The sequence below is a fragment of the Neobacillus bataviensis genome (genome assembly GCF_019969725.1).
Window position 1 is genome coordinate 13,981 of the sequence record NZ_JAHXYW010000013.1, and the last position, 20,129, is coordinate 34,109.

Consider the following 20,129-nt stretch of genomic DNA (forward strand, 5'->3'; position numbering starts at 1 on the left):
GAGCATTTCCGAAAAGATTAAATGGCTACGTTGTGCAGGCAGGAATAACAAGAATTTGCATCCGCATTTATTCCGTCATACTGCAGCGCCGATTTTCCTGGAAGGTTAAGAAACCGCGCAAGATAAAGCGATAAACTATTACGTCACCTTAACGGGTGGCGTTTTTATGTACGAAAAAAGAAAAAGCGCCATAAGACGCTCTTGTAAATGCTTACTTTAATCAAGGGATATTAATATATTATGAGGGTTGTCTTATAAAGACATGGACAAACAGGGAGCTTATATAAAAAAACCACCCTTGAATTAAAAGGATGGTTACATATGGAGGATTCCTAATATTGTTTCTTATATGCCTTTATGTATACATATAGAACATAAGTTCGTATATAATATTAAGAAAGGAGGCGATTATATGGCGATACGTGATCGCGGTATGGTTAAATGGCAGGCAGCATTTCAATTGCCAGAATTATCGAAGACTCAGAAGGATTTTTGGCTTGATACTAAGCGGGAAAGGAAGCCAATCATTGACGAGCATGAAGCAGAAGAGTTCGACTTACGCATTATTTACGCAATGGAATATAACCATTCGATAAAGCTGATGATATGGGCCGATGGCTTTACGAAGAAAGTGACAGGGCGAATACACTTCGTTGATCCGGTAACGCATGAGCTGCGAATTGAAGTTAAAGACGGAGAGTTTGAGCGGGTGGCATTCGATAGTGTAGTTGGAGTGAAGGTCGTTAATTAATACCGACAAAAAAATATCCGGCTCAGTACCGGATACAATAAGGGGTTTGGTCTACTTCTTTAATTTACCCAATTCAGATGAACTAGGCATTAAGAAATCGTAAAGATTATGTCAAAATTGGATTTGAATGTATTGTTACGCGGTCGACAGAAATTTAATATGATTAGAAAAAAGGATTCGGTTGCCGGCTCCAATCACAGTATCGAACCGTTAGTGTTCCCAGCACTAGCGATTTTTTTGTTGGTCTTCTAATCAATATTAACGTTTTTTAGTATCATAGCTCACTGTGAAAAATTAATCCTGATTTTTTAGGGTCATACCGGTCATACCGCTTGTAACTTTGAAGGTAATACTCCAATAAAAAGACGATTCACTTACTCTTAAGCCAGCTTTTGCGACAGCATTTCCAAATTATACGTGTCCTGGATGGCAATACCGTATAATTTATTCCTCTTTCCGTTCATACAGTTCATCGATTCCAACACTGAGCAAGTCCGCCAGTTCATACGCCTTATCGAACGGTATTAAGCTGCGCCCAGTTTCGTAATTACGTAACTGCTTATATGTAATTCCTAATTTATCAGCGATAAAGGCTTTTTTATATCCACTCTCTTTTATCAGTTCCTCAATACGGCTCCGTAACATGTGCATCACCTTATTTAATTATTCTATTTTTCCTGTTGGTTTCATATAGGAAATTTAAGTTCATGTTTTTGGTGAATTTAAGTTCATATTATAGAATTACCGCTCATACCATGTATTAATCAATCAGAAGGGAGGATGTTAACTTGAGCAAAAACAAAGTTATTAAATCGGTATCGTTTAACGTTACCAACGAGGTGGATAGGCGGTATTTAGAACGAATCGAGAATGTTAATTTTAGCGGCTACGTAAAGCGGCTTATCGAAAAGGATATGCGGCAGCGGAAGGTTATAAAGGCGGAAGCCAAATCTACACAGGACGGTAATAACATGCCAGAGCTAGTTATTACAAGAGGTACGAGCTTATCCCTTATCTCAGAGTAGTACATCACGCTTTAACGGAATTATGGAACTTTGGAATTTTGTCATTAAGCTTTTGAAATATCTCTATCGTTTTAAAAGAAGGGGAGAGGATGTTGAGTACACTCACACCGATGTTTGACAAGACTAAACTAATTACCATTGACGATCACAATAAAAAGGCAGAGCGTAAACAACGGAGCGATAAAAAAATACAGATAAAGGTGCCTGTTACCAGCGATGAAAAACTCCATATCGCACGTATGAGCTTAAATAGTGGACACCGTGGAGAAATCCATTCTTACTTGGAAGCGATATTTAAGCAAGCGGCAGAGCGATCATATATCAATTATTCAAAAGCTGTGTCGTACCGAGATGATGGAATATACGTATCCACTAAGGTGAGGAAAGAAGTATATGAAAAAATTATAGAATTAAAAGTGGGTTGGGGCTTACGTAGCATTAGACAGGCGGCTCACCGTATTTTACACAATGAATTATTAATCGGAGGTTGATTATGAACGAGGTCAAATATAGCCAGTATGGTCTATTGAATAGTGCCTTGCGTAACTTAGAAGAAAAAGGATTCATGAATCGTATTTTCAATCACTTAATAATAGATAAGCGGCTAACCTTTAGGATTTCAGTTCCTAATGAACTCTATCTTCGAGCAGAAACGTTATGCGATGATGTCCTTCAATTAAGGGAAAAGGATAAAGAGTATACACAAGGAGAGTTAGTAGAACACGTTTTTTTTGATTTCCTTGATGAAGTGCGTAAAAACGACAGTATTGTTGGATCAATTTATACTCGTCTAAATGTCCGAAAGCAACAATTGCCGCTCGTCAATGATCAGCCATTATTGCCTTCTAAAAGTAAAACGACAGTGATTACAAAAGTATACAGGGATGACGTGTTTAGAGCAGAAGTACTTTTGCAAGACCTGGCCAATTTTGTTCCTAATCACGAGCTTACGGTAGAAAAACTCATTGAAATAGTCTACCTCGATTTTCTGCTTGAATACACAAAGGGGCGCCGTAAGAACGTTATCAAAGAAATTTTGGAATATATTGATTAAGCTGATACAAATACGTTATGAATGGCTCTTAAAATAAAGTCTATCACTATTACCATGGACGTATTTATTAGTTCAAACTGCTTTCATCAAGTTTCTGTCCGCTATGTCACCCTCTCCTGTCAAACATGCCGAAAATTAAAGAAGCATCGTGAAGTGGAACCTAATCTTTACCAGTGTACAAAATGTAAGCGGCATGTAGATTTCCGTTAAAATATTAATGAATATTATGTGAAAAAGGTAGCGTCTTTCCAAACGGAAGACGCTTATTTACTGGTAAAGTGAGCAAAAAAATGCCTTATTACCAAGGAGTTATATGATATTGTGGGTTCTCGGCCTTTCTTCACGCATTTTGTGAGACCAGTAAATCCTGTTTTCTTCATCAATACCCTTCTACGCAATTAGAGTGGTTGCCCGTCTTCACGCCGCCTCTAGTAAAGTAGAAGAGGTATTCGATGTGCCGGAATAGCTGCCCATGGAATTGGGGTGTTGATGAAAAAAGACTGAAGCTAAGAAGTAGTAAGGGTTTTTATACTGAAATCCATGCATTATAATAGGTAGTATTTAGGAGTACCGTCAATTCCAAAAGGAAATCTTGATAATGTTGTAGGGATAGTGTATGTAGAAGAAATGGTATAACCTAGGGCTTAATTGTTGCTAAGGGTGGCCAGCTATGTCTTTGACGTACACACAATAATATTATTTATAAAGGGGGCTATGATATGACCGAAACGTTTGAATGGAAACGATTTTTATCCCCAAGAGACGGTCTAATAAATTTAAGTGACCATGGATACTTGTATGATCCCGAGTCGGAGTGGGGTCCTCATTTTAATCCGAATGTCGTGACTTATTCTCAAGTTTCGTCTCAACCGTGCGTGATTGTGCTCGGGGAACCTGGTTCAGGGAAGTCAATTGCATTTAATCAATTTGCAAATGAACATCGGGAGTCGGTTATGCAGTTTAACTTAAATATCTGTAGTAGTGATGCAATACTGTATCGAAAGTTATTCGAAGCTCCAGAGTTTATTGCTTGGAAGAATAGTAATGCAACTCTCCATCTGTTCATTGACAGTTTGGATGAATGTTTGCACCGAATTGGAGGTCTCGTCAGCTTATTAGTATCGGAATTTCGTGACCTTCCTTTGGACCGTTTAAAAGTTCGAATTGCCTGTAGGACCGCTGAATGGACAAATGGGTATGAGAATGAATTTCGTCAGTTATGGGGTGAAAACCTAAAAGTCCTTGAACTGGCTCCTCTACGCAAACAGGATGTGAAACTGGCTGCAACTAAGTTTGGACTTAATGTTGATAGTTTCATAGAGGCAATCTCCAATAGAGGGGTTCAATCGCTTGCAATTAAACCTATTACACTCGAAATGCTACTAGACATGTTTCGGATCCATCAAGTCATTTCTGGTTCGCAAATGGAACTCTATTCGACTGCTTGCGAGAGATTGTGTGAAGTAGTGACTCGTTCTACAGTTGGTCAGGCTTCACGTTTGAATGTGCGAGATCGGATAGAAATCGCGAGTCGAATTGCAGCACTAATGGCTTTTAGTGGTAGAGACGCGATTTGGATAGGTAAACATGCTAGTGATAAAGATAATCGGGATTTATCTGTACAAGAAATCTCATATGGGAATGACGAAAATGTACCCGGTGATTTTATCATTGATGAGTTGGATATTCGGGAAGTTTTAACGACGGGGCTCTTTTCATCAAGAGGAATTGACCGGATTGGTTTCACACACCAAACCTATCTAGAATTTCTTGCAGCTCGATTTATTAAGGCTCTTCCACTTTCCAAAATCCTTTCGCTTATTGTTCATCCTAAAAGCAGAAGAGCACGTATAACGCCGCAATTACGACAGGTAGTATCCTTGTTGGCAATGATGCGTGGCGATGTCCGTAAAGAGATACTTGCTAGGGATCCACAAATCCTAGTTCGTTCTGACACGGTGAATTTTACAGATGAAGAAACTAAGCAACTTGTTGATGCTCTCATACGGGAATATGAGGAAGATAGGGTTGTTAACCCAAACTCTGAATTTAATGCTTATTTTTCAAAATTAGTGCATCCATGTCTCGCTGAGCAACTTAGACCTTATATCATTGATATAACGCGTGATACGGAAGCTCGCCTCGCGGCATTGCGGATTGCGCGAGCCTGCAGACTCACTAATCTTCAGTCTGAATTTGCAGATATCGCACTTGACGATAGAGAGAACGAGTTAGTCCGGGTTACAGCAGCGTATGCAGTTAAAGACTGTGCTGATACGGAGTGTAAAGCCCGGCTTTTGGGTTTAACAGAACTTCATGCTGATAAAGACCCAATGGATGAGTTAAAGGGTGTAGGGTTTCAAGCATTATATCCATCCATTATTTCTATTGAGGAAGTCTTCTCACGACTAACGCCGCCTCGACAACAATCATTATTGGGGGCGTATAGATATTTTATAGATTATATTCTCGCAGACAGAATCCCTGTCTCAGATCTTTTAGTTGCACTTCAGTGGTGTACACATCTTACGATAGCAGAAGGAATACAACGATACCAAGAGTTGGTACATAGCATTATATTACGAGCATGGGAACATTTCGAAGAACCTGAAATCCGAGAAGCCTTCGTAACTTTAGTATGGCAGCAGGTTCTCAATCATAACTCAGTTGATTTCTTACGAAGTGAAGACCCAGATGGGTTAAAGATGCATCTTCTAATTACTGAAATGATAATACAATCGGATGAATTGGAAAGAGAAATATTTTATATCCAACGTACTGGTTTACTTTTGGAACAAGATTTTAGTTGGCTCATAGAGGCACTTGCCTCAGCAATGAAGCCAGAGGAGAAAGCTAAGTGGGCGACTCTTATCCAGTACGAATTCCGGTGGACTCGTGTTCAAATTGACATGCTATATTATGCAACATGTCGCTATCCAGAGGTTACCGAAAAATTTAAAGATTATTTTGAGGCTGTTGTATTGGGCTCCGAAAGAGAAGTAGAAATGCGTTCTTTGAGTGAAGCCATGGAACCAACAAAAAAGACTGGGATACCTGTTTTCAACCATACGCTGGAAGATATGCATATCTTCCTAAACGATTACTACTCTGGTGACCTTGATGCGTTGTGTCGACTACACAATTATATAGCGACTACCGCAGACGAGGACCGAATCTACATTCAAAGATATGAAACGGATTTGACTCAAATGACGGGATGGGCTGTTGTGGATATAGACACACGTAATCGTATCGTGAAAACTTCGCAACATTATTTAATTCACGCTGATCCTGATACGGAAGTATGGTTCGACACAGGCAGCTTTCCTTACAAAGCACTCACTGGATATATAACCTTGCAAATTGTATTAAAGTTCCACCCACAATGGTTTGAAGTACAAGAGCCACAAGTTTTGGAAAAGTGGGTCCCTGTCGTTGTTGCTTGGACAAGTTTTGCTGAGAAAGTGGAAGATTTAGAATGTATGTTAAAAGTTATGTATCGGTATTCGCCTAGCATTGTAATTACTTTTATAAAACGTCTGATAAATATGGAAAATAGTAGAAGTGGGCATTTGTTCTGTTTGGAGAAATTCGATGGAATATGGAATGACGATATCACATCGGCACTATTACACATGCTAAAGCAGCGAGAACTTAAACCGCCGTGTGTTGGACAATTGTTGAGATACTTGTTAAAACAGTCTCCAGACTTATCGATCCCAATTGCTAAGTTAATTATTTCCAAAAGAATTCCAGAAGACCCGGATTCTATATTAAATGCTATTTCAACGGCCAGTGAGCTTATGGTTTTCAATAAAGAAGGGTGGAATTTTGTTTTTAATGAATGCCTTAACGATACGAACATTGGACAACAAGTATTTCTACAATTTGCGGCGTCTTATTATCCAGACTTCGAAATCCCCAGTTTGGAGGAGAATGAACGAGCTGATTTGTATCTTTGGCTCCAAAATCAATTCCCATATGAAGAAGATATGGACCACGATGGTGTATACACACTGACCGCTCGTGACCAAGTAGCATCTTTTAGAGATACCCTTATAAGAGGCCTAGTGTTATCGGGTACAACCCAAGGTTATACTGAGGTTAAACGTATAACTTATCAGTTACCAGAGTACCGATGGATTAAGCGACAACTAGCTGAAGCAGAACTGCATACACTTGAGGTTCAATGGCAGCCGATATCTCCAGGAATATTATTGCGAACCGTTTATGTTCCTGCTTCACGACTCGTACAAAATGGAGACCACTTAATTGAGGTTATCTTGGAAGTATTAAACGACTTGCAGAAGGAGCTACATGGGGAAACTCCTGCAGTTGTTGAATTATGGGACGAAGTCTCTCGTAATCAATTTATGCCGATATTGGAGAATCCATTTTCTGATTGGGTAATACGGCGTCTTAGAGAACGTTTTAGGGGGAGGGGAATCATTGCAAATCGGGAAGTTGTCATTCGTGACCGTGTAGGAGATGCCCCAGGCGAACGTACTGATATTCATGTACAAGCAATAAGTGATGGGGATTTTCTTGGTGAATATAAAGAGATTACTGTCGTAATTGAAGTAAAAGGTAATTGGAATGACGAACTTATGCAGGCAATGGAGACGCAGTTATTTCAACGATATTTAACAGGAACTGGTTTTCATCACGGAATTTTTTTAGTTGGTTGGTTTTCAAGCACTCGATGGAAGGACAGTGATGGAAAAAAAGCAAAGGTAGCAAGGTTAAACAAAGCGAATGTATCTCAACAGCTCGAAGCACAAGCTGACTCTCTTTCTTCTCAAGATACAACCATTAAATTATTTATTATGGATAACCATCTGTAGATGTTAAGCATCAGATTAATTAAAACAAACGGACCCTAATCTACCGTGAGCACTGCCCATTCCTCGAAAATTTGATAAGATTGGCTGATTACCATGAATACAGACCTTTACAGGGGTGAAAAACTTAAGAATAATGGCAAAATTGGTTGATGGCATTAGCTTTCTAGCACCGCTTATGGATTACCTAAAATGAGGGGAGGTGCACGGCGACGCTCATGACGTAGAGGTAATCTAACGGACTGCGTAATAGTTGAAAACTTGTGGTAACTGGTGGCATATTGGTGGCAAAACCAATCATTGTGCCACCAATTACATCTGTTTAAATCATATTATTGAAAAATAAAAGCCTTTTATATCAACGATTTCAAACTAAATCTGTTTTAATCGGATTATCATTACAACCTTGACAGGGTTGAGGTCGGGGGTTCGAACCCCTCACAGGTCATCATAAATCCTAACATCAAAATGATGTTAGGATTTTTTTTGCGAATTAAAAGTATAACAACTAATGGTATGAATATTACAGAATAAGATAACAAAATCTATAAATGATGGAGGTGAGATTATGAAGAAACTCATAAATGGTGTGATTTGTATTGTTTTTCTTGGTTTTCTTGCAGCCTGTGGCGGCGGCAATGATAAGGATACTGCGGATAATGATAAAACTACCACTGAAAAAACCGAGGAAAAAGCGCCAGCCACTAATACTGCTAATGCTGATGCTACCTTTCAGCAATCCTGTGCTGCCTGTCATGGAGCGGATTTAAAAAGTGGCAGTGCACCAGATCTAGATAAGATTGGCTCGAAATATTCAAAGGCTGAAATACTAGATATTATCGAACACGGTAAAGAAGGCGGTATGCCAGCGGGACTCCTTAAAGGTGATGACGCTGATGCAGTTGCTACTTGGCTTTCAGAGAAAAAATAAATGTATAGGAAAACCAGAATGGTTTTGAGAACCAATCTGGTTTTATTTTTATTACAAGTGTTTGAATATTCAGTCAAGAGATTTTATAATTTAAATGAACCAAAATAATAGTTTTTGAAGGAGACGAGTGGAGTATGGAGAAAGTAAGTGTCGATAGTAAAGGTTATTTTGGAGAATTTGGCGGAAGTTTTATACCTGAGGATCTTCAGCAGGTAATGAATGTATTAGAAGAACAATTTTTAAAGTACAAGGACGATCCTGAGTTCCAAGAAGAGTTCAAATACTATTTAAAAGAATATATTGGGAGGGAAAATCCGTTAACTCTAGCTGAAAATTTAACGAATCAGCTGGGCGGAGCTAGAATTTATTTAAAAAGGGAAGATTTAAATCATACCGGCGCACATAAAATTAATAATGCCATTGGTCAAATATTATTAGCGAAGCGAATGGGAGCAAAGCGAATCATTGCTGAAACAGGAGCAGGACAGCATGGTGTAGCAACAGCCACAGCATGTGCAATGTTTGGTATGGAATGTGTGATTTACATGGGCAAGCTAGATACAGAACGCCAAGCGTTAAATGTCTTTCGGATGGAGTTGTTAGGCGCGAAAGTGGTACCTGTGGCTAAGGGACAAGGGCGTTTAAAGGACGCTGTAGATGAGGCGCTGGGCGATTTGGTGCAAAACTATCAAAATACTTTTTATTTACTAGGTTCGGCAGTTGGACCACATCCGTATCCAACAATGGTCAAACACTTTCAAGCGATTATTAGTGAGGAATCTAAGCGACAGGTGCTTGAAAAGGAAGGAAACCTCCCGACTGCGGTTATTGCCTGTGCAGGTGGCGGAAGCAATGCGATTGGAGCTTTTGCCCATTATATAGAGGAAAAGAATGTCCGCCTAATTGGCGTAGAACCTGCCGAGGCGCCAACTTTAACAGAAGGAGTTCCGGCTGTTATCCATGGATTCAAGTGTTTGACGCTGTTAGATGAAAATGGGGAACCAAAACCAACGTACTCAATCGCGGCAGGCTTGGATTATCCAGGTGTTGGTCCGGAGCACAGCTTTTTGAAAACAAGTGGCAGAGCGGAGTATGTAACGGTAACTGGTGAGGAAGCGTTGGAAGCTTTTCAACTATTAAGTAAAACGGAAGGAATAATCCCAGCCCTGGAGAGTTCTCATGCGGTTGCCTATGCTATTAAGTTAGCAAAAGAATTATCAAACGATGATGTAATCATCGTGAACCTATCAGGCCGCGGTGATAAGGACGTAGAACAAGTTTTTCATATGCTGCAAAAATAAATCCTGATGACAAGAGTGATAACATTAATGATAAAAAATGCCCGATCAATTTCTGACCGGGCGTTTTGTTATTACCTTTGTTTATTAAGAAATTCTAAAACTCTTTTATTTACTAAATCATTTGCTTCCGTGACATAAATGTGTCCCGCACCGTTGATGGTTAGAAATTCTGCATTTGGAATTTTCTCTGCTAAGGTTACACCATTTTCATAAGGAACTAACCTATCCTCATCCCCGTGGATGACGAGCGCAGGTGCTTTAATTCGATCAATTTCATTGTAGGTATCATGAGCTAGGCAGGCTTGCAGCTGAAGCATGTATGCATATGGAAGAATAGGAAGTTCGATTCTTCGTTGGATGTCCTCGGCAATGAGTTCCCGCTGATTATCGATAAAGGATTGACTATAGAGAATCGGAGTCGTTGCCCAGGCCATTTCCTCAGGAGTGGCTGTTGAAGAAGCTCTTGATAACATTAGCATCGAGACATCCGCACTAGGTTGTACATGATTGATACCTCCAGAGGTTGTACAGCCAAGGATAAGAGAGCGGACTTTTTGTGGATATTTAATGGCAAATCGTTGAGCAATCATTCCGCCCATCGAAATACCATAAACATGGGCGGATTCAACCCCCGCAGCATCTAAAACGGCTTTTGTATCCTCTGCCATGAGCTCGATGGAATAAGGGGTATTCGGTTTTCCGCTGTGACCGACACCACGATTGTCGAAAATAATAACCTTGTAATGCTCACTTAAAGCCGGTAAGGTTCTGAACCAGGACTTTGAGTTAAGAGACAATCCCATAATTAATAGTAATGGTTCACCTTCACCATGCACTTCATAATAAAGATCAATTCCATTTGCATTTGTTATAGGCATATAGGGCAACTCCCTTTCTTCTAGATAATAATAGATTATATGATTTCGATTAGATTGCAAGAACCTAAAGCCTTCAAAAAGACCTATTACGCTTATTAAAGTATGGAGAAAATTATATGAGAATATTGTTTTTGGCAGGTGCGGGCTATTCAGGGAGGAGGATGAGATAATATTTGGATAAAATACCCATTAATCATTAGGGTTTCTAACTGCCGAAAGAAAAATTTTTCGACAATTTGCGCTACATTTTTTTAAATGCAAACCTATAAAGTACTTATTTTAAGGAGTATTATCAAGTGTTTTCTATCCGAATCTCATGGAGCCTCAGAATAATTGCTGAAAAATGTCGAGAATGATAGGTTTACAAATCTATATTTTTCTACAATAATTATAATTATATTAATATTCTAAATATTTATATGGTAAATTCATAACATCAAAGAAGGACAGCAATTTTAAATAAGAATGTTGATATGACAATATCATGAGGAGGCATCATGTTTTATGGTTTATCAGCAAAAGCCGTGGTTGAAAGTTTATGATTCGAGAATTGATGAACATGTTCAGATTGAGCACAATTCCCTTTATGATTTTTTACAAGGTGCAGTAGACCGTTATAAAGACAAACCTGCTTTCACATTTTTTGGGAATGTTTGGTCATTTAACACGACAAAAGTAATTACAGATCAATTGGCTTCATCATTACATAGAGCGGGATTTACAAAAGGTGACCGTTTGGCCATAATGCTTCCTAATTCCCCTCATTACATTTTCACCTTATTTGCGGCCTTTCGTTTAGGTGGAATTGCTGTCCAAGTTAACCCAATGTACGTTGAAAGAGAAATTGAGCATGTTTTACAGGATTCAGACTCTGAATATATGGTTGTTCTGGATGCTCTCTATCAAAAAGTAAAAAAGGTACAATCGGCGACATCATTGAAAAAGATTCTCGTTGTAAGCTTTGGAGGAGAACGTTTTGACCTTGCTGATGGGGATCATTATTTTGATGAATTCCTTAATGGAGAATTGAATTTACCTGATGTGGAAATTGACCGCCTTGAAGATGTAGCTGTTTTGCAATATACAGGTGGAACTACAGGACTTTCCAAAGGTGTTATGCTTACCCATAATAATCTTTTAGCAAACTTCAATCAAGTTTGTGATTTTGCTTATAAAACTTGTGAAAACAAACCAGAAGATTTTAAGATGATAACTGTTTTGCCTATGTTCCATGTATATGGTCTCTCAAGTGTTGCCCTTTGCGGAATTAGGGAAGGCGCCAATCAGATTATATTACCAAGATTTGATCCCAAAGAAGTAATGGAGATTGTTAACCGGGAAAAACCATTCCAAATGTCTGGTGTTCCTACTATGTTTTTTGCTTTAAATAGTCAAGAGGGACTTGAAGATTGCGGGTTTGATCAACTTTATTACATTGGAAGCGGCGGCGGTCCACTTCCCGTTGAACAAGCGAAATTGTTTGAAAAGAGGACTGGTATTAGGTTACTTGATGGATATGGTCTTTCAGAGGCAGCTCCAACTGTCATTTTTAACCCTCCGTTCGTACCAAGGAAATTTGGCAGCATTGGTATTCCTGTCCAAAGCACAATCGCAAGAATTGTCACTGAAACAAATGATGGGTTTGTTGATGTACCTGTTGGCGAAGCAGGGGAGCTAATTATTCAAGGTCCACAAGTAATGAAAGGGTACTGGAACCGTCCAGAGGAGACAGCAGCAACATTAAGAGATGGATGGCTGTTTACAGGCGATATCGCCAAAATGGATGAGGATGGATACTTTTATATTGTAGACCGTAAGAAAGACATGATTATTGCAAGCGGCTACAATGTCTATCCTTGTGAAATTGAAGAAGTGCTTTATCAGTTAGAAGCAATTGAAGAAGCACTGGTAATTGGGGTTCCGGACCCATACCGCGGTGAAACAGTGAAAGCATTTGTCAAGGTAAAAGCGGGGTATTCGATTTCTGAAGAGGAAATAAAACAGTTTGGCAAGGAAAACCTTGCACCATATAAGGCGCCGAAGGAAGTAGAAATTCTTCCTGAACTGCCAAAATCATCAGTCGGAAAATTATTAAGAAGGGTTTTAAGAGATCAAGAAGAAATAAAAATAAAGGCCTAATAAAAAATGGAGGGGTAAAGATGAGTTTGATAGATTTATTTAGTCTAAAAGGAAAAACGGCAATTGTTACTGGCGGCGGCAGGGGATTAGGTCAACAAATCGCAGAAATATATGCCGAGGCTGGAGCTAATGTTGTAATTTGCTCTAGAGATATCAACGCATGTCAGGAATTAAGCGATGCTTTGAAAGAAAAAGGAGTTCGTTCACTTGCATTTAAGTGTGATGTTTCCAATCCAGACGACATCCAGCATGTTGTTGACGAAACATTAAGGGAATTTGGCCGAATTGATATTTTAGTCAATAATAGCGGGACAAGCTGGGGAGCACCAGCCTTAGAAATGCCGGCCGATAAATGGGATAAAGTAATGGACATTAACCTTAAAGCAGTCTTCTTATTTTCCCAGGCAGCAGGTAAAGTGATGAAAGAACAGCGCTCCGGTAAGATTATTAATATAGCCTCCATTGCCGGAATGGGCGGTCAGAATCCATTAGTAATGGATGCGATTGGTTATTCCGTCAGTAAGGGTGCTGTTATCACATTAACGCAAGAACTTGCCGTTAAATTAGCGCCTTATAATGTACATGTAAATGCGATTGCACCTGGTTTTTTCCCTACCAAAATGACAAAAGCTATTTTGGGCTATTCAGGAGAGAAAATTCTTGAGCGTACACCAGCTGGACGTTTTGGCTCCGATGAAGATATGAAAGGGCCAGCACTTTTCCTAGCTTCCAGTGCTTCAGATTATGTAATGGGCCATGTTCTAGCTGTTGATGGCGGATCGTCAGCAGGAATTCTCTAAGCAATGTTAAATAAAGTAAAAAATATTTTTGAATTTTTAACAAATTGTAAATTGACTTAAAGGCCTGAATTTACTATGATAAGATAAACATACCGACCGGTTAGTTAAGAGGGAATTTAATGAATTCCGAACACCAAGATAGAATGACTTTTTATAAAAAATTTGAAGAAGAGCTCAATAAAAGCATCCATGCCCGTACCAATTGCCGTTCCTTTACCCATGCCTTTGGCAGCGGAATGGATGCGCATCTTTCCCGATTAAAGATTCACAGAAGGTTAACAACTAAGTGGTTGAACCGCTTAGATCTGGCGAATAAAGATGAAATAGCTGAACTTTCTGTAAGAATGGTAGATTGTGAGGGAAAGCTGGATTTTCTGGATGAGACAGTCTATATGACAGCAAAAAGTCTGAAGGAGAACCGTTTTAAAGTTAAAAAAGTCCAGAAATCACTTGAAGAATTATTGGCTATTTTAGAAAAAGAAGTAAAGGCAATCCAAGATTATAAAATAAAAAAACTAGAGGAAGAGCTGTTGGAATTAAAACAGCTTTTTACTGCAGATTTTGAGATGGAGGAGAATATTGATGGCAAAGAAAAATGAAAAAGAGCTGGAAGCAGTTGTTGAAAGTCAAGAAACAGAATTTCGTCCTGAAGAACAACTATCAAGCTTAGACATGTTGTGGAGGCTTGGATTTGATGAATTAGATTCTTGGGCTGAAAGATTTAACAAGCGGGATGATCTATTCCTGGAAGCAGCTAAAAGCTTTGTTGAAAGAATTAGAAGCAATCAGGAAAATATTAAAGCAATTACAGAGCAATTTAACAAAGAGCTTAAGGAATGGGAAAAAGGAGCACGGGAGGAGTTACTTGTAACGACAACGTCCATCCAGCAATTTTTTCCAATTAAATCGTATGAAGAAATCAATCAAGTGGTGGATGATATTCAAACCAAAACCACTTCCCTGCTTTTAACTCCATTCCGTTCGTTAACGAATGGCCAAGCAATTGAAAAGTACTTAGAAACGCTGGAACAATATATTTCTTTTAGAAAAAAAGGCCGAGAAAAATATGTTGACAGCATAAAGAAAACAACGAATGTTGTCTATGAAAATCAAAGAATATTTGCAAATCTTTTTGCAAAACAAGTTAAATCGGCGATGTTCCCATTTCAACAATATATGAAAGGCGTTACTGAACTTACAAAAAAATGATAATAATGCAGGGGTGGAAATGATGACAGGCAAAAAAACATTTGATCCATATGAATCTCTTCATAAGTTTAGCCAATTATGGGAAAAGCAGATCAATGATTTCATCTATCTTTGGACGAATAATAAAGAATTTGTCAAAATGTCCAATGTAGGAACAGAGATTCATTCCCGTTATCTTGATCAATTTAAAAAAAATCAAGAAGCACTTGCTAGTGTTTTAAATTTGCCCACAAAAAATGATGTGACGAACGTGGCAGCCTTGACGATTCAGACAGAGGAAAAAATTGAAGCTCTTGAGGAACAAATATGGGATCTGCAGGATTCTGTAAAGTCTCAAAGCAAGGATATTGAGAGTGTTGTAGAAGTATCTAAGGAAATTATTAAACTAACAAAACAGCTTAAAACAGAGCTAGTGAAAACAAAAAAAGAGCTTTCAGATTCTAAGGATTTACATGCCGAGCTGCAGGAAATGAAATTTGAGCTCTTAAAGTTAAATGATTTTAAAGAAGAATTTGAAACACTAAAAGGTTTGATTGAAAAAGACAAAAGCGCTGAGCGTGAGCTTGCTGGTGCTGGGGCGACCAAATAATAGCGGAATGGAGGGAAGATAGTGGCAACAGAATCACCTTTAAAGAACGCAATCCCAGATTTGAATTACGAGAAGGAAATGGAGCGATGGTCTCAGGTTTTTAAGATTTTAAGTGAACCAGAGCCAAAAATAGGGCTTACTCCAAGAAATGAAGTTTGGAGAAAGAATAAGTCGGTATTATGGCATTATCCTGCCAAAGAGAAAAAGTATGAGGTTCCATTATTTTTGGTGTATTCACTTTTTAATAAACCGTACATTTTAGATATTGCCCCAAAGGCCAGCGTGATCGAGGGTCTTACCAACATGGGCTATGAAGTGTATTTATTAGACTGGGGTACACCAGGCTATGAAGATAAGAAAATTGGTTTAGACACCTACATTGATAAATATTTAAGAACGGCAGTAAAAAGGGCCATTCGTCATTCCGATGCGGAAGAAATTACCCTTGTCGGTTACTGTTTAGGCGGAACTATAGCTTCACTCTATGCTGCAGTTGCAGATGAACCAATTAAAAACTTGATTGTAGCAACGGTGCCAATCGATTTCGGCCCATTCGTGGGACCGGATAAATGGGCTGAAGGTATGAGAAATGGTGATATGAATATTGACCATTTTATTGATGTTTATGGAAATATGCCACCTCAATTAGTTGAAGGCATGTTTAGAGCCATTGGAGCACCAATTTATTTTACAAACTATACCTTGCTTTTAAGCAGGGCACACGATAAGCGTTATGTGGATAAGTGGCGCAGAATGAATAAGTGGACAATTGACCAGGTTCCATTTGCAGGGGAAGCATACCGCCAATTGGCGAATGACTTTTTCAAAGAGAATAAGCTGGTAAAAGGAGAATTTATGATCGGCAACAAAAAAGCGGATCTAAAGAATATTAAGGCAAATCTTTTCGTCGTTTCAGGCTCCAGAGATCATTTAATTTTGGAAGATCAGAGCAAGCCGATAATGGATTTAGTCTCAAGTGATGATAAAACCTATATCGTGGTAGAATCTGGCCATGTTGGTATGGCGCTGTCTGGAATGTTTGCCGGCATTGTCGATAAATGGGCTTCCAGCCGTTCTAATCCAATTTAAAATTATTCTGTAATAAATTTAAGTACAAGTAAATATATAATTAGTATGAGCAATTCGGAGGAGGAAGGAACTAGTTCCTTCCCCGCTAACTTGCTCTTGTGTGTTTATTTAAAAAGTTGCGCAGGACTTCATTGAAGGCTTCCTTCGCTTCAAGCTTGGCAACATGACCGGTATTTCTGAAAATAACAAACTCGGAATGGCGAATTTGTTTGTGCATCAGTAATTGAACCCAAACGGGGATGACTGAATCATATTGTCCGCCAATAATTAAGGTTGGAACTTTAATTTTAGGTAGCAGACTTAAATTATTCACTTTTAGACATGCTTCCATTGATTTAAAATAATATTCACTATTTGGTTTGTAATATTGATAAAAGTGATCAAAATTTTCCTTTGACCATGAGTAAAGGCAAATCTTTGCAGCTGTTTCTCTTAGGTCGTCAGGAGACTTATTTTCTGCACGTGCTTCCCTGAATTTCAAGAATAACTTTCCAAGCTGCTTCGGTGCATAATGGAAGGTGCTTACAAGCATTAAGGATCGGCACATTTCAGGAGCCTGTCGATAAATTTCCTGTGCCACCATCCCCCCCATAGACAAGCCGCATATGTGTGCGCTTTCAATTTCAAGGCCTTTTAAAAGGGTGATGACGTCGTAAGCAAAATTTTTAATTGATATTTCTCCAGGGGATTGATATTCACCATGCCCCCGTAAATCGGGAATGATTAAGTCATATTGATCGGCAAATTCAAATTGATTAGACCAGCCCTCCTTAACTTCTCCTAGACCATGAATAAAAACTAATGGCTCACCCGTACCGAGTCTTAAATAGGGAATTCCTGAACAGTTCTTGAAAACTTCGCTCAAAATGCATTCCTCCTCAAGTTTTTATAATAATCTATGTTTCCAACATTCCTAAGGTATAAACATTTTTAAGATTCTGATTATTTTATTATATAATCAGTGTTGACAGATTATGACACATAGGTGTAAATTACATATATAGACTAGCTAAGAAAATACATACGAAGCTTATGTTCTAATTGAGGAACAAACAAAAAGGAGAGGGATAAACTATGACTACTAAGAAAGTTGATCAAGAAGCAGCATTTGATTCCAATCGTTTTGTAGATACATTCTGGAATCAATATGAGCAATCATTAAATCAAGCAAGAAAGCTGCGCGAAAGAAGAGAAGATGCGTATCTTAATGCTGTAAAAGAAGCGGTAAAGTTTAATCAAGAATTTAGAGGCTCACTTGCCAATCTTTTTCAAACTTCCAGGCAAACAAGTACAGAATTTGTTAAAGGAGTTTCAAGTAATCTGGCTAAAAGAGTTGATGAAAAACAGGCAATACGCCCTGAATTGAAGGACCAGTTTGGTGAGGTATCCGAACGAATCGAGCAGTTAACTATGGCTCCACTTGCAGCCGGCATAGATCTGCTTCAACGATTTGAAGAAAATTTTGTTGAAGGCAGTGAAAACTATGTTAAATATGCAAGAGAGCGCCGTAATGGCTGGCAAAAAGTTTCCGATGAATATTTAAAGGCTGCAAGGGAAAACCACAAAAAGGTAGCTCGTCGCCTTGAGGAAAGTCGAAAAGTTTTGGTAAGCTCTAAATAAGGTAAAGATTTAAACTCCACTGACCTAAAATAGTGGAGTTTTTTCGTTTTCTTTCCAAATGAAGGTACTTTGCGTTAAGATAGAGGATAAGGTAATTACTTAAAAAAGAGGTACAGCTCATGATTAAAAAGTATATGACATTCCAAAAAAATAATGGGATTGCTCCATATATTTGGACTGTTCTCTGCATTTTACCGTTTTACTTCATTTTTCAAGCGCCTACCACCCTTCAAATCGTAGTAGGAATTTTACTAACCCTGCTATTTTTTATCCTTTATAGGATCGCGTTTATTTCGAAAGGATGGCCTGTCTATCTTTGGACATTAATCCTTATTGGTATCTCCATAACAGCGACCAGTCTATTCAGCTATGTTTATTTTGCCTTTTTTCTTGCCTATTTTATTGGAAATATAAAAGACCGCGCAGCTTTTTTAACCTTGTATTTTATCCATCTGCTCAGTACATCGGCATCGATTAATTACAGCATCGTTATGCATGAAAAGCTCTTTTTACAGCAATTGCCCTTTGTTATTATCATTTGGATTAGTGTGATCCTTCTCCCATTCAGTATTTATAACCGGAAAGAAAGAGGGCAGCTTGAAGAAAAATTGGAATATGCCAATAAAAAAATTTCTGAGCTTGTAAAATTGGAGGAACGGCAGCGGATAGCCAGGGATCTTCATGATACTTTAGGACAAAAGCTTTCCTTGATAGGATTGAAGACGGATTTGGCAAGAAAATTGATCACGAAAGACCCTGAGCAAGCCAGGAATGAATTGAAGGATGTTCAGCAAACGGCAAGGACTGCACTAAGCGAAGTAAGAAAAATGGTTTCTTCGATGAGGGGTATTCGTATAAAAGATGAAATGTTACGGGTTAAGGAAATTCTGAGGGCAGCCCAGATTCAATTAGTTTCTGAAGAAGAGTTCACTCTGACGAATGTTTCGTTATTGACTGAGAATATATTAAGTATGTGCTTGAAAGAGGCCGTTAATAATGTGGTCAAACATAGCGGGGCGACAACTTGTTATGTTTCAATTGAGCAATCGTGGAAGGAAATTGTATTAACCATTCGTGATGATGGTAAATTTAAAGGTACAGAAGGTTTTTTAGCGGAAGGGCATGGACTAATTGGAATGAAAGAACGGCTTGAATTCATTAACGGCAGTCTTGAACTTGTGACTAACAATGGAACAACCTTAATCCTAAAAGTACCGAATGATGTAAAGCCGCATTTGGATAAGGAGGAGCGAAAATGATAAGAATCGTTATCGCTGAGGACCAGCAAATGCTTCTAGGGGCCTTTGGATCACTGCTTAATTTGGAAGAAGATATGGAAGTAGTGGGAAAGGCCTCAAATGGGGAAGAAGCTGTCTCACTTGTGAAAAAATTCAAACCAGATGTATGTATCATGGATATTGAGATGCCGGGAAAAAGTGGACTTGAGGCAGCTGAGGATCTTAAAGGGCTTGGCTGCAAAGTAATCATCCTTACTACTTTTGCTCGGACGGGGTATTTTCAGCGGGCATTAAAGGCTGGTGTCAGTGGGTATTTATTAAAGGACAGCCCCAGTGATGAACTAGCGGGCTCGATCCGGAGCGTGATGGCAGGAAGAAGAATTTATGCACCGGAATTAATGGACGATGTATACGGGGAGGAAAATCCTTTAACTGATCGTGAAAAAGAAGTGTTAGAACTTGTTGCTGATGGCAAAAACACAAAAGAAATTGCAGAAGAACTTAGCATAAAAACAGGAACCGTTCGCAATTATATTTCCATCATCTTAGATAAACTTGAAGTAAAAAACCGTATCGAGGCAATTACCCAATCAAAGGAAAAAGGCTGGTTTAAATAAATCGTATTTATAACGTGGTAAAAATCAAAACCACCAAGCGTTAAGGA

19 protein-coding genes are annotated in these 20,129 nt (G+C 38.7%); 16 read left to right on the top strand and 3 right to left on the bottom strand.

What is annotated here, in order from left to right; all coding sequences use genetic code 11:
• Positions 1 to 412 precede the first annotated feature (412 nt).
• Positions 413 to 751, top strand: coding sequence for a YolD-like family protein (locus tag LC455_RS24790; RefSeq protein ID WP_223595014.1), 339 nt, complete (start codon positions 413 to 415; stop codon positions 749 to 751).
• 444 nt (positions 752 to 1,195) lie between these two features.
• On the opposite strand, the gene LC455_RS24795 is transcribed toward LC455_RS24790, so the two are convergent.
• Positions 1,196 to 1,396: a helix-turn-helix transcriptional regulator gene (locus tag LC455_RS24795; RefSeq protein WP_223595015.1), complete on the bottom strand. Its 201-nt coding sequence runs from the start codon at positions 1,394 to 1,396 to the stop codon at positions 1,196 to 1,198.
• A gap of 143 nt (positions 1,397 to 1,539) precedes the next feature.
• Here LC455_RS24795 and LC455_RS24800 point away from each other — a divergent pair, with 143 nt between their 5' ends.
• The 6 genes from LC455_RS24800 to trpB all read left to right on the top strand — a co-directional run bounded on the left by LC455_RS24800 (position 1,540) and on the right by trpB (position 9,903).
• Complete coding sequence (locus tag LC455_RS24800) at positions 1,540 to 1,776, top strand: hypothetical protein (protein WP_223595016.1); 237 nt, start codon at positions 1,540 to 1,542, stop codon at positions 1,774 to 1,776.
• 89 nt (positions 1,777 to 1,865) lie between these two features.
• Positions 1,866 to 2,267: a hypothetical protein gene (locus LC455_RS24805; protein WP_223595017.1), complete on the top strand. Its 402-nt coding sequence runs from the start codon at positions 1,866 to 1,868 to the stop codon at positions 2,265 to 2,267.
• Between the two features lie 2 nt (positions 2,268 to 2,269).
• Positions 2,270 to 2,830: a hypothetical protein gene (locus LC455_RS24810; protein ID WP_223595018.1), complete on the top strand. Its 561-nt coding sequence runs from the start codon at positions 2,270 to 2,272 to the stop codon at positions 2,828 to 2,830.
• 719 nt (positions 2,831 to 3,549) lie between these two features.
• Positions 3,550 to 7,674 (top strand): NACHT domain-containing protein, encoded by a 4,125-nt coding sequence (locus tag LC455_RS24815; RefSeq protein ID WP_223595019.1) that lies wholly within the window; start codon positions 3,550 to 3,552, stop codon positions 7,672 to 7,674.
• A gap of 565 nt (positions 7,675 to 8,239) precedes the next feature.
• The gene (cccB, locus tag LC455_RS24820; protein ID WP_223595020.1) at positions 8,240 to 8,602 is read left to right on the top strand and encodes a cytochrome c551; all 363 of its coding nucleotides are present in this window, start codon (positions 8,240 to 8,242) and stop codon (positions 8,600 to 8,602) included.
• A 134-nt stretch (positions 8,603 to 8,736) separates the two neighbouring features.
• Entirely contained in the window at positions 8,737 to 9,903 is a 1,167-nt protein-coding gene (trpB, locus tag LC455_RS24825) for a tryptophan synthase subunit beta (protein ID WP_223595021.1), read from the top strand.
• A gap of 71 nt (positions 9,904 to 9,974) precedes the next feature.
• Here the strand turns inward: trpB and LC455_RS24830 are convergent, their stop codons facing one another.
• On the bottom strand, positions 9,975 to 10,781 hold the full coding sequence (locus tag LC455_RS24830) for an alpha/beta fold hydrolase (protein WP_223595023.1): 807 nt from the start codon (positions 10,779 to 10,781) through the stop codon (positions 9,975 to 9,977).
• Positions 10,782 to 11,285: 504 nt separating this feature from the next.
• Here LC455_RS24830 and LC455_RS24835 point away from each other — a divergent pair.
• The 6 genes from LC455_RS24835 (at position 11,286) to LC455_RS24860 (ending at position 16,607) form a co-directional block, all read left to right on the top strand.
• Positions 11,286 to 12,920, top strand: a complete 1,635-nt coding sequence (locus LC455_RS24835; protein WP_223595025.1) for a long-chain-fatty-acid--CoA ligase — start codon at positions 11,286 to 11,288, stop codon at positions 12,918 to 12,920.
• A gap of 20 nt (positions 12,921 to 12,940) precedes the next feature.
• Complete coding sequence (locus tag LC455_RS24840) at positions 12,941 to 13,720, top strand: SDR family oxidoreductase (RefSeq protein ID WP_223595027.1); 780 nt, start codon at positions 12,941 to 12,943, stop codon at positions 13,718 to 13,720.
• A gap of 119 nt (positions 13,721 to 13,839) precedes the next feature.
• Positions 13,840 to 14,319 (top strand): hypothetical protein, encoded by a 480-nt coding sequence (locus LC455_RS24845; RefSeq protein ID WP_223595029.1) that lies wholly within the window; start codon positions 13,840 to 13,842, stop codon positions 14,317 to 14,319.
• Positions 14,303 to 14,929, top strand: a complete 627-nt coding sequence (locus LC455_RS24850) for a hypothetical protein (RefSeq protein ID WP_223595031.1) — start codon at positions 14,303 to 14,305, stop codon at positions 14,927 to 14,929. Before LC455_RS24845 ends, LC455_RS24850 begins: the two co-directional genes overlap by 17 nt.
• A gap of 19 nt (positions 14,930 to 14,948) precedes the next feature.
• Positions 14,949 to 15,518 carry a polyhydroxyalkanoate biosynthesis repressor PhaR gene (locus LC455_RS24855; protein ID WP_223595032.1) on the top strand — a complete coding sequence of 190 codons (570 nt, stop codon included), beginning with the start codon at positions 14,949 to 14,951 and terminating at the stop codon, positions 15,516 to 15,518.
• Positions 15,519 to 15,539: 21 nt separating this feature from the next.
• Positions 15,540 to 16,607, top strand: a complete 1,068-nt coding sequence (locus LC455_RS24860; RefSeq protein ID WP_223595033.1) for an alpha/beta fold hydrolase — start codon at positions 15,540 to 15,542, stop codon at positions 16,605 to 16,607.
• Between the two features lie 85 nt (positions 16,608 to 16,692).
• On the opposite strand, the gene LC455_RS24865 is transcribed toward LC455_RS24860, so the two are convergent.
• The gene (locus tag LC455_RS24865; protein ID WP_223595034.1) at positions 16,693 to 17,472 is read right to left on the bottom strand and encodes an alpha/beta fold hydrolase; all 780 of its coding nucleotides are present in this window, start codon (positions 17,470 to 17,472) and stop codon (positions 16,693 to 16,695) included.
• A gap of 209 nt (positions 17,473 to 17,681) precedes the next feature.
• On the opposite strand from LC455_RS24865, the gene LC455_RS24870 reads away from it, so the two are divergent.
• From LC455_RS24870 to LC455_RS24880, 3 genes are all read left to right on the top strand, one after another.
• Positions 17,682 to 18,227 carry a hypothetical protein gene (locus LC455_RS24870; RefSeq protein WP_223595035.1) on the top strand — a complete coding sequence of 182 codons (546 nt, stop codon included), beginning with the start codon at positions 17,682 to 17,684 and terminating at the stop codon, positions 18,225 to 18,227.
• A gap of 119 nt (positions 18,228 to 18,346) precedes the next feature.
• Positions 18,347 to 19,486 (top strand): sensor histidine kinase, encoded by a 1,140-nt coding sequence (locus LC455_RS24875; protein ID WP_223595036.1) that lies wholly within the window; start codon positions 18,347 to 18,349, stop codon positions 19,484 to 19,486.
• Positions 19,483 to 20,082, top strand: coding sequence for a response regulator transcription factor (locus tag LC455_RS24880; RefSeq protein ID WP_223595037.1), 600 nt, complete (start codon positions 19,483 to 19,485; stop codon positions 20,080 to 20,082). Before LC455_RS24875 ends, LC455_RS24880 begins: the two co-directional genes overlap by 4 nt.
• Positions 20,083 to 20,129 lie beyond the last annotated feature (47 nt).

Coding starts and splice junctions, on each gene's coding strand:
- LC455_RS24790 (WP_223595014.1), top strand. CDS start 413: ATGGCGATACGTGATCGCGGTATGGTTAAATGGCAGGCAGCATTTCAA.
- LC455_RS24795 (WP_223595015.1), bottom strand. CDS start 1,396: ATGTTACGGAGCCGTATTGAGGAACTGATAAAAGAGAGTGGATATAAA.
- LC455_RS24805 (WP_223595017.1), top strand. CDS start 1,866: ATGTTGAGTACACTCACACCGATGTTTGACAAGACTAAACTAATTACC.
- LC455_RS24810 (WP_223595018.1), top strand. CDS start 2,270: ATGAACGAGGTCAAATATAGCCAGTATGGTCTATTGAATAGTGCCTTG.
- LC455_RS24815 (WP_223595019.1), top strand. CDS start 3,550: ATGACCGAAACGTTTGAATGGAAACGATTTTTATCCCCAAGAGACGGT.
- cccB (WP_223595020.1), top strand. CDS start 8,240: ATGAAGAAACTCATAAATGGTGTGATTTGTATTGTTTTTCTTGGTTTT.
- trpB (WP_223595021.1), top strand. CDS start 8,737: ATGGAGAAAGTAAGTGTCGATAGTAAAGGTTATTTTGGAGAATTTGGC.
- LC455_RS24830 (WP_223595023.1), bottom strand. CDS start 10,781: ATGCCTATAACAAATGCAAATGGAATTGATCTTTATTATGAAGTGCAT.
- LC455_RS24835 (WP_223595025.1), top strand. CDS start 11,286: ATGGTTTATCAGCAAAAGCCGTGGTTGAAAGTTTATGATTCGAGAATT.
- LC455_RS24840 (WP_223595027.1), top strand. CDS start 12,941: ATGAGTTTGATAGATTTATTTAGTCTAAAAGGAAAAACGGCAATTGTT.
- LC455_RS24845 (WP_223595029.1), top strand. CDS start 13,840: ATGAATTCCGAACACCAAGATAGAATGACTTTTTATAAAAAATTTGAA.
- LC455_RS24850 (WP_223595031.1), top strand. CDS start 14,303: ATGGCAAAGAAAAATGAAAAAGAGCTGGAAGCAGTTGTTGAAAGTCAA.
- LC455_RS24855 (WP_223595032.1), top strand. CDS start 14,949: ATGATGACAGGCAAAAAAACATTTGATCCATATGAATCTCTTCATAAG.
- LC455_RS24870 (WP_223595035.1), top strand. CDS start 17,682: ATGACTACTAAGAAAGTTGATCAAGAAGCAGCATTTGATTCCAATCGT.
- LC455_RS24875 (WP_223595036.1), top strand. CDS start 18,347: ATGATTAAAAAGTATATGACATTCCAAAAAAATAATGGGATTGCTCCA.
- LC455_RS24880 (WP_223595037.1), top strand. CDS start 19,483: ATGATAAGAATCGTTATCGCTGAGGACCAGCAAATGCTTCTAGGGGCC.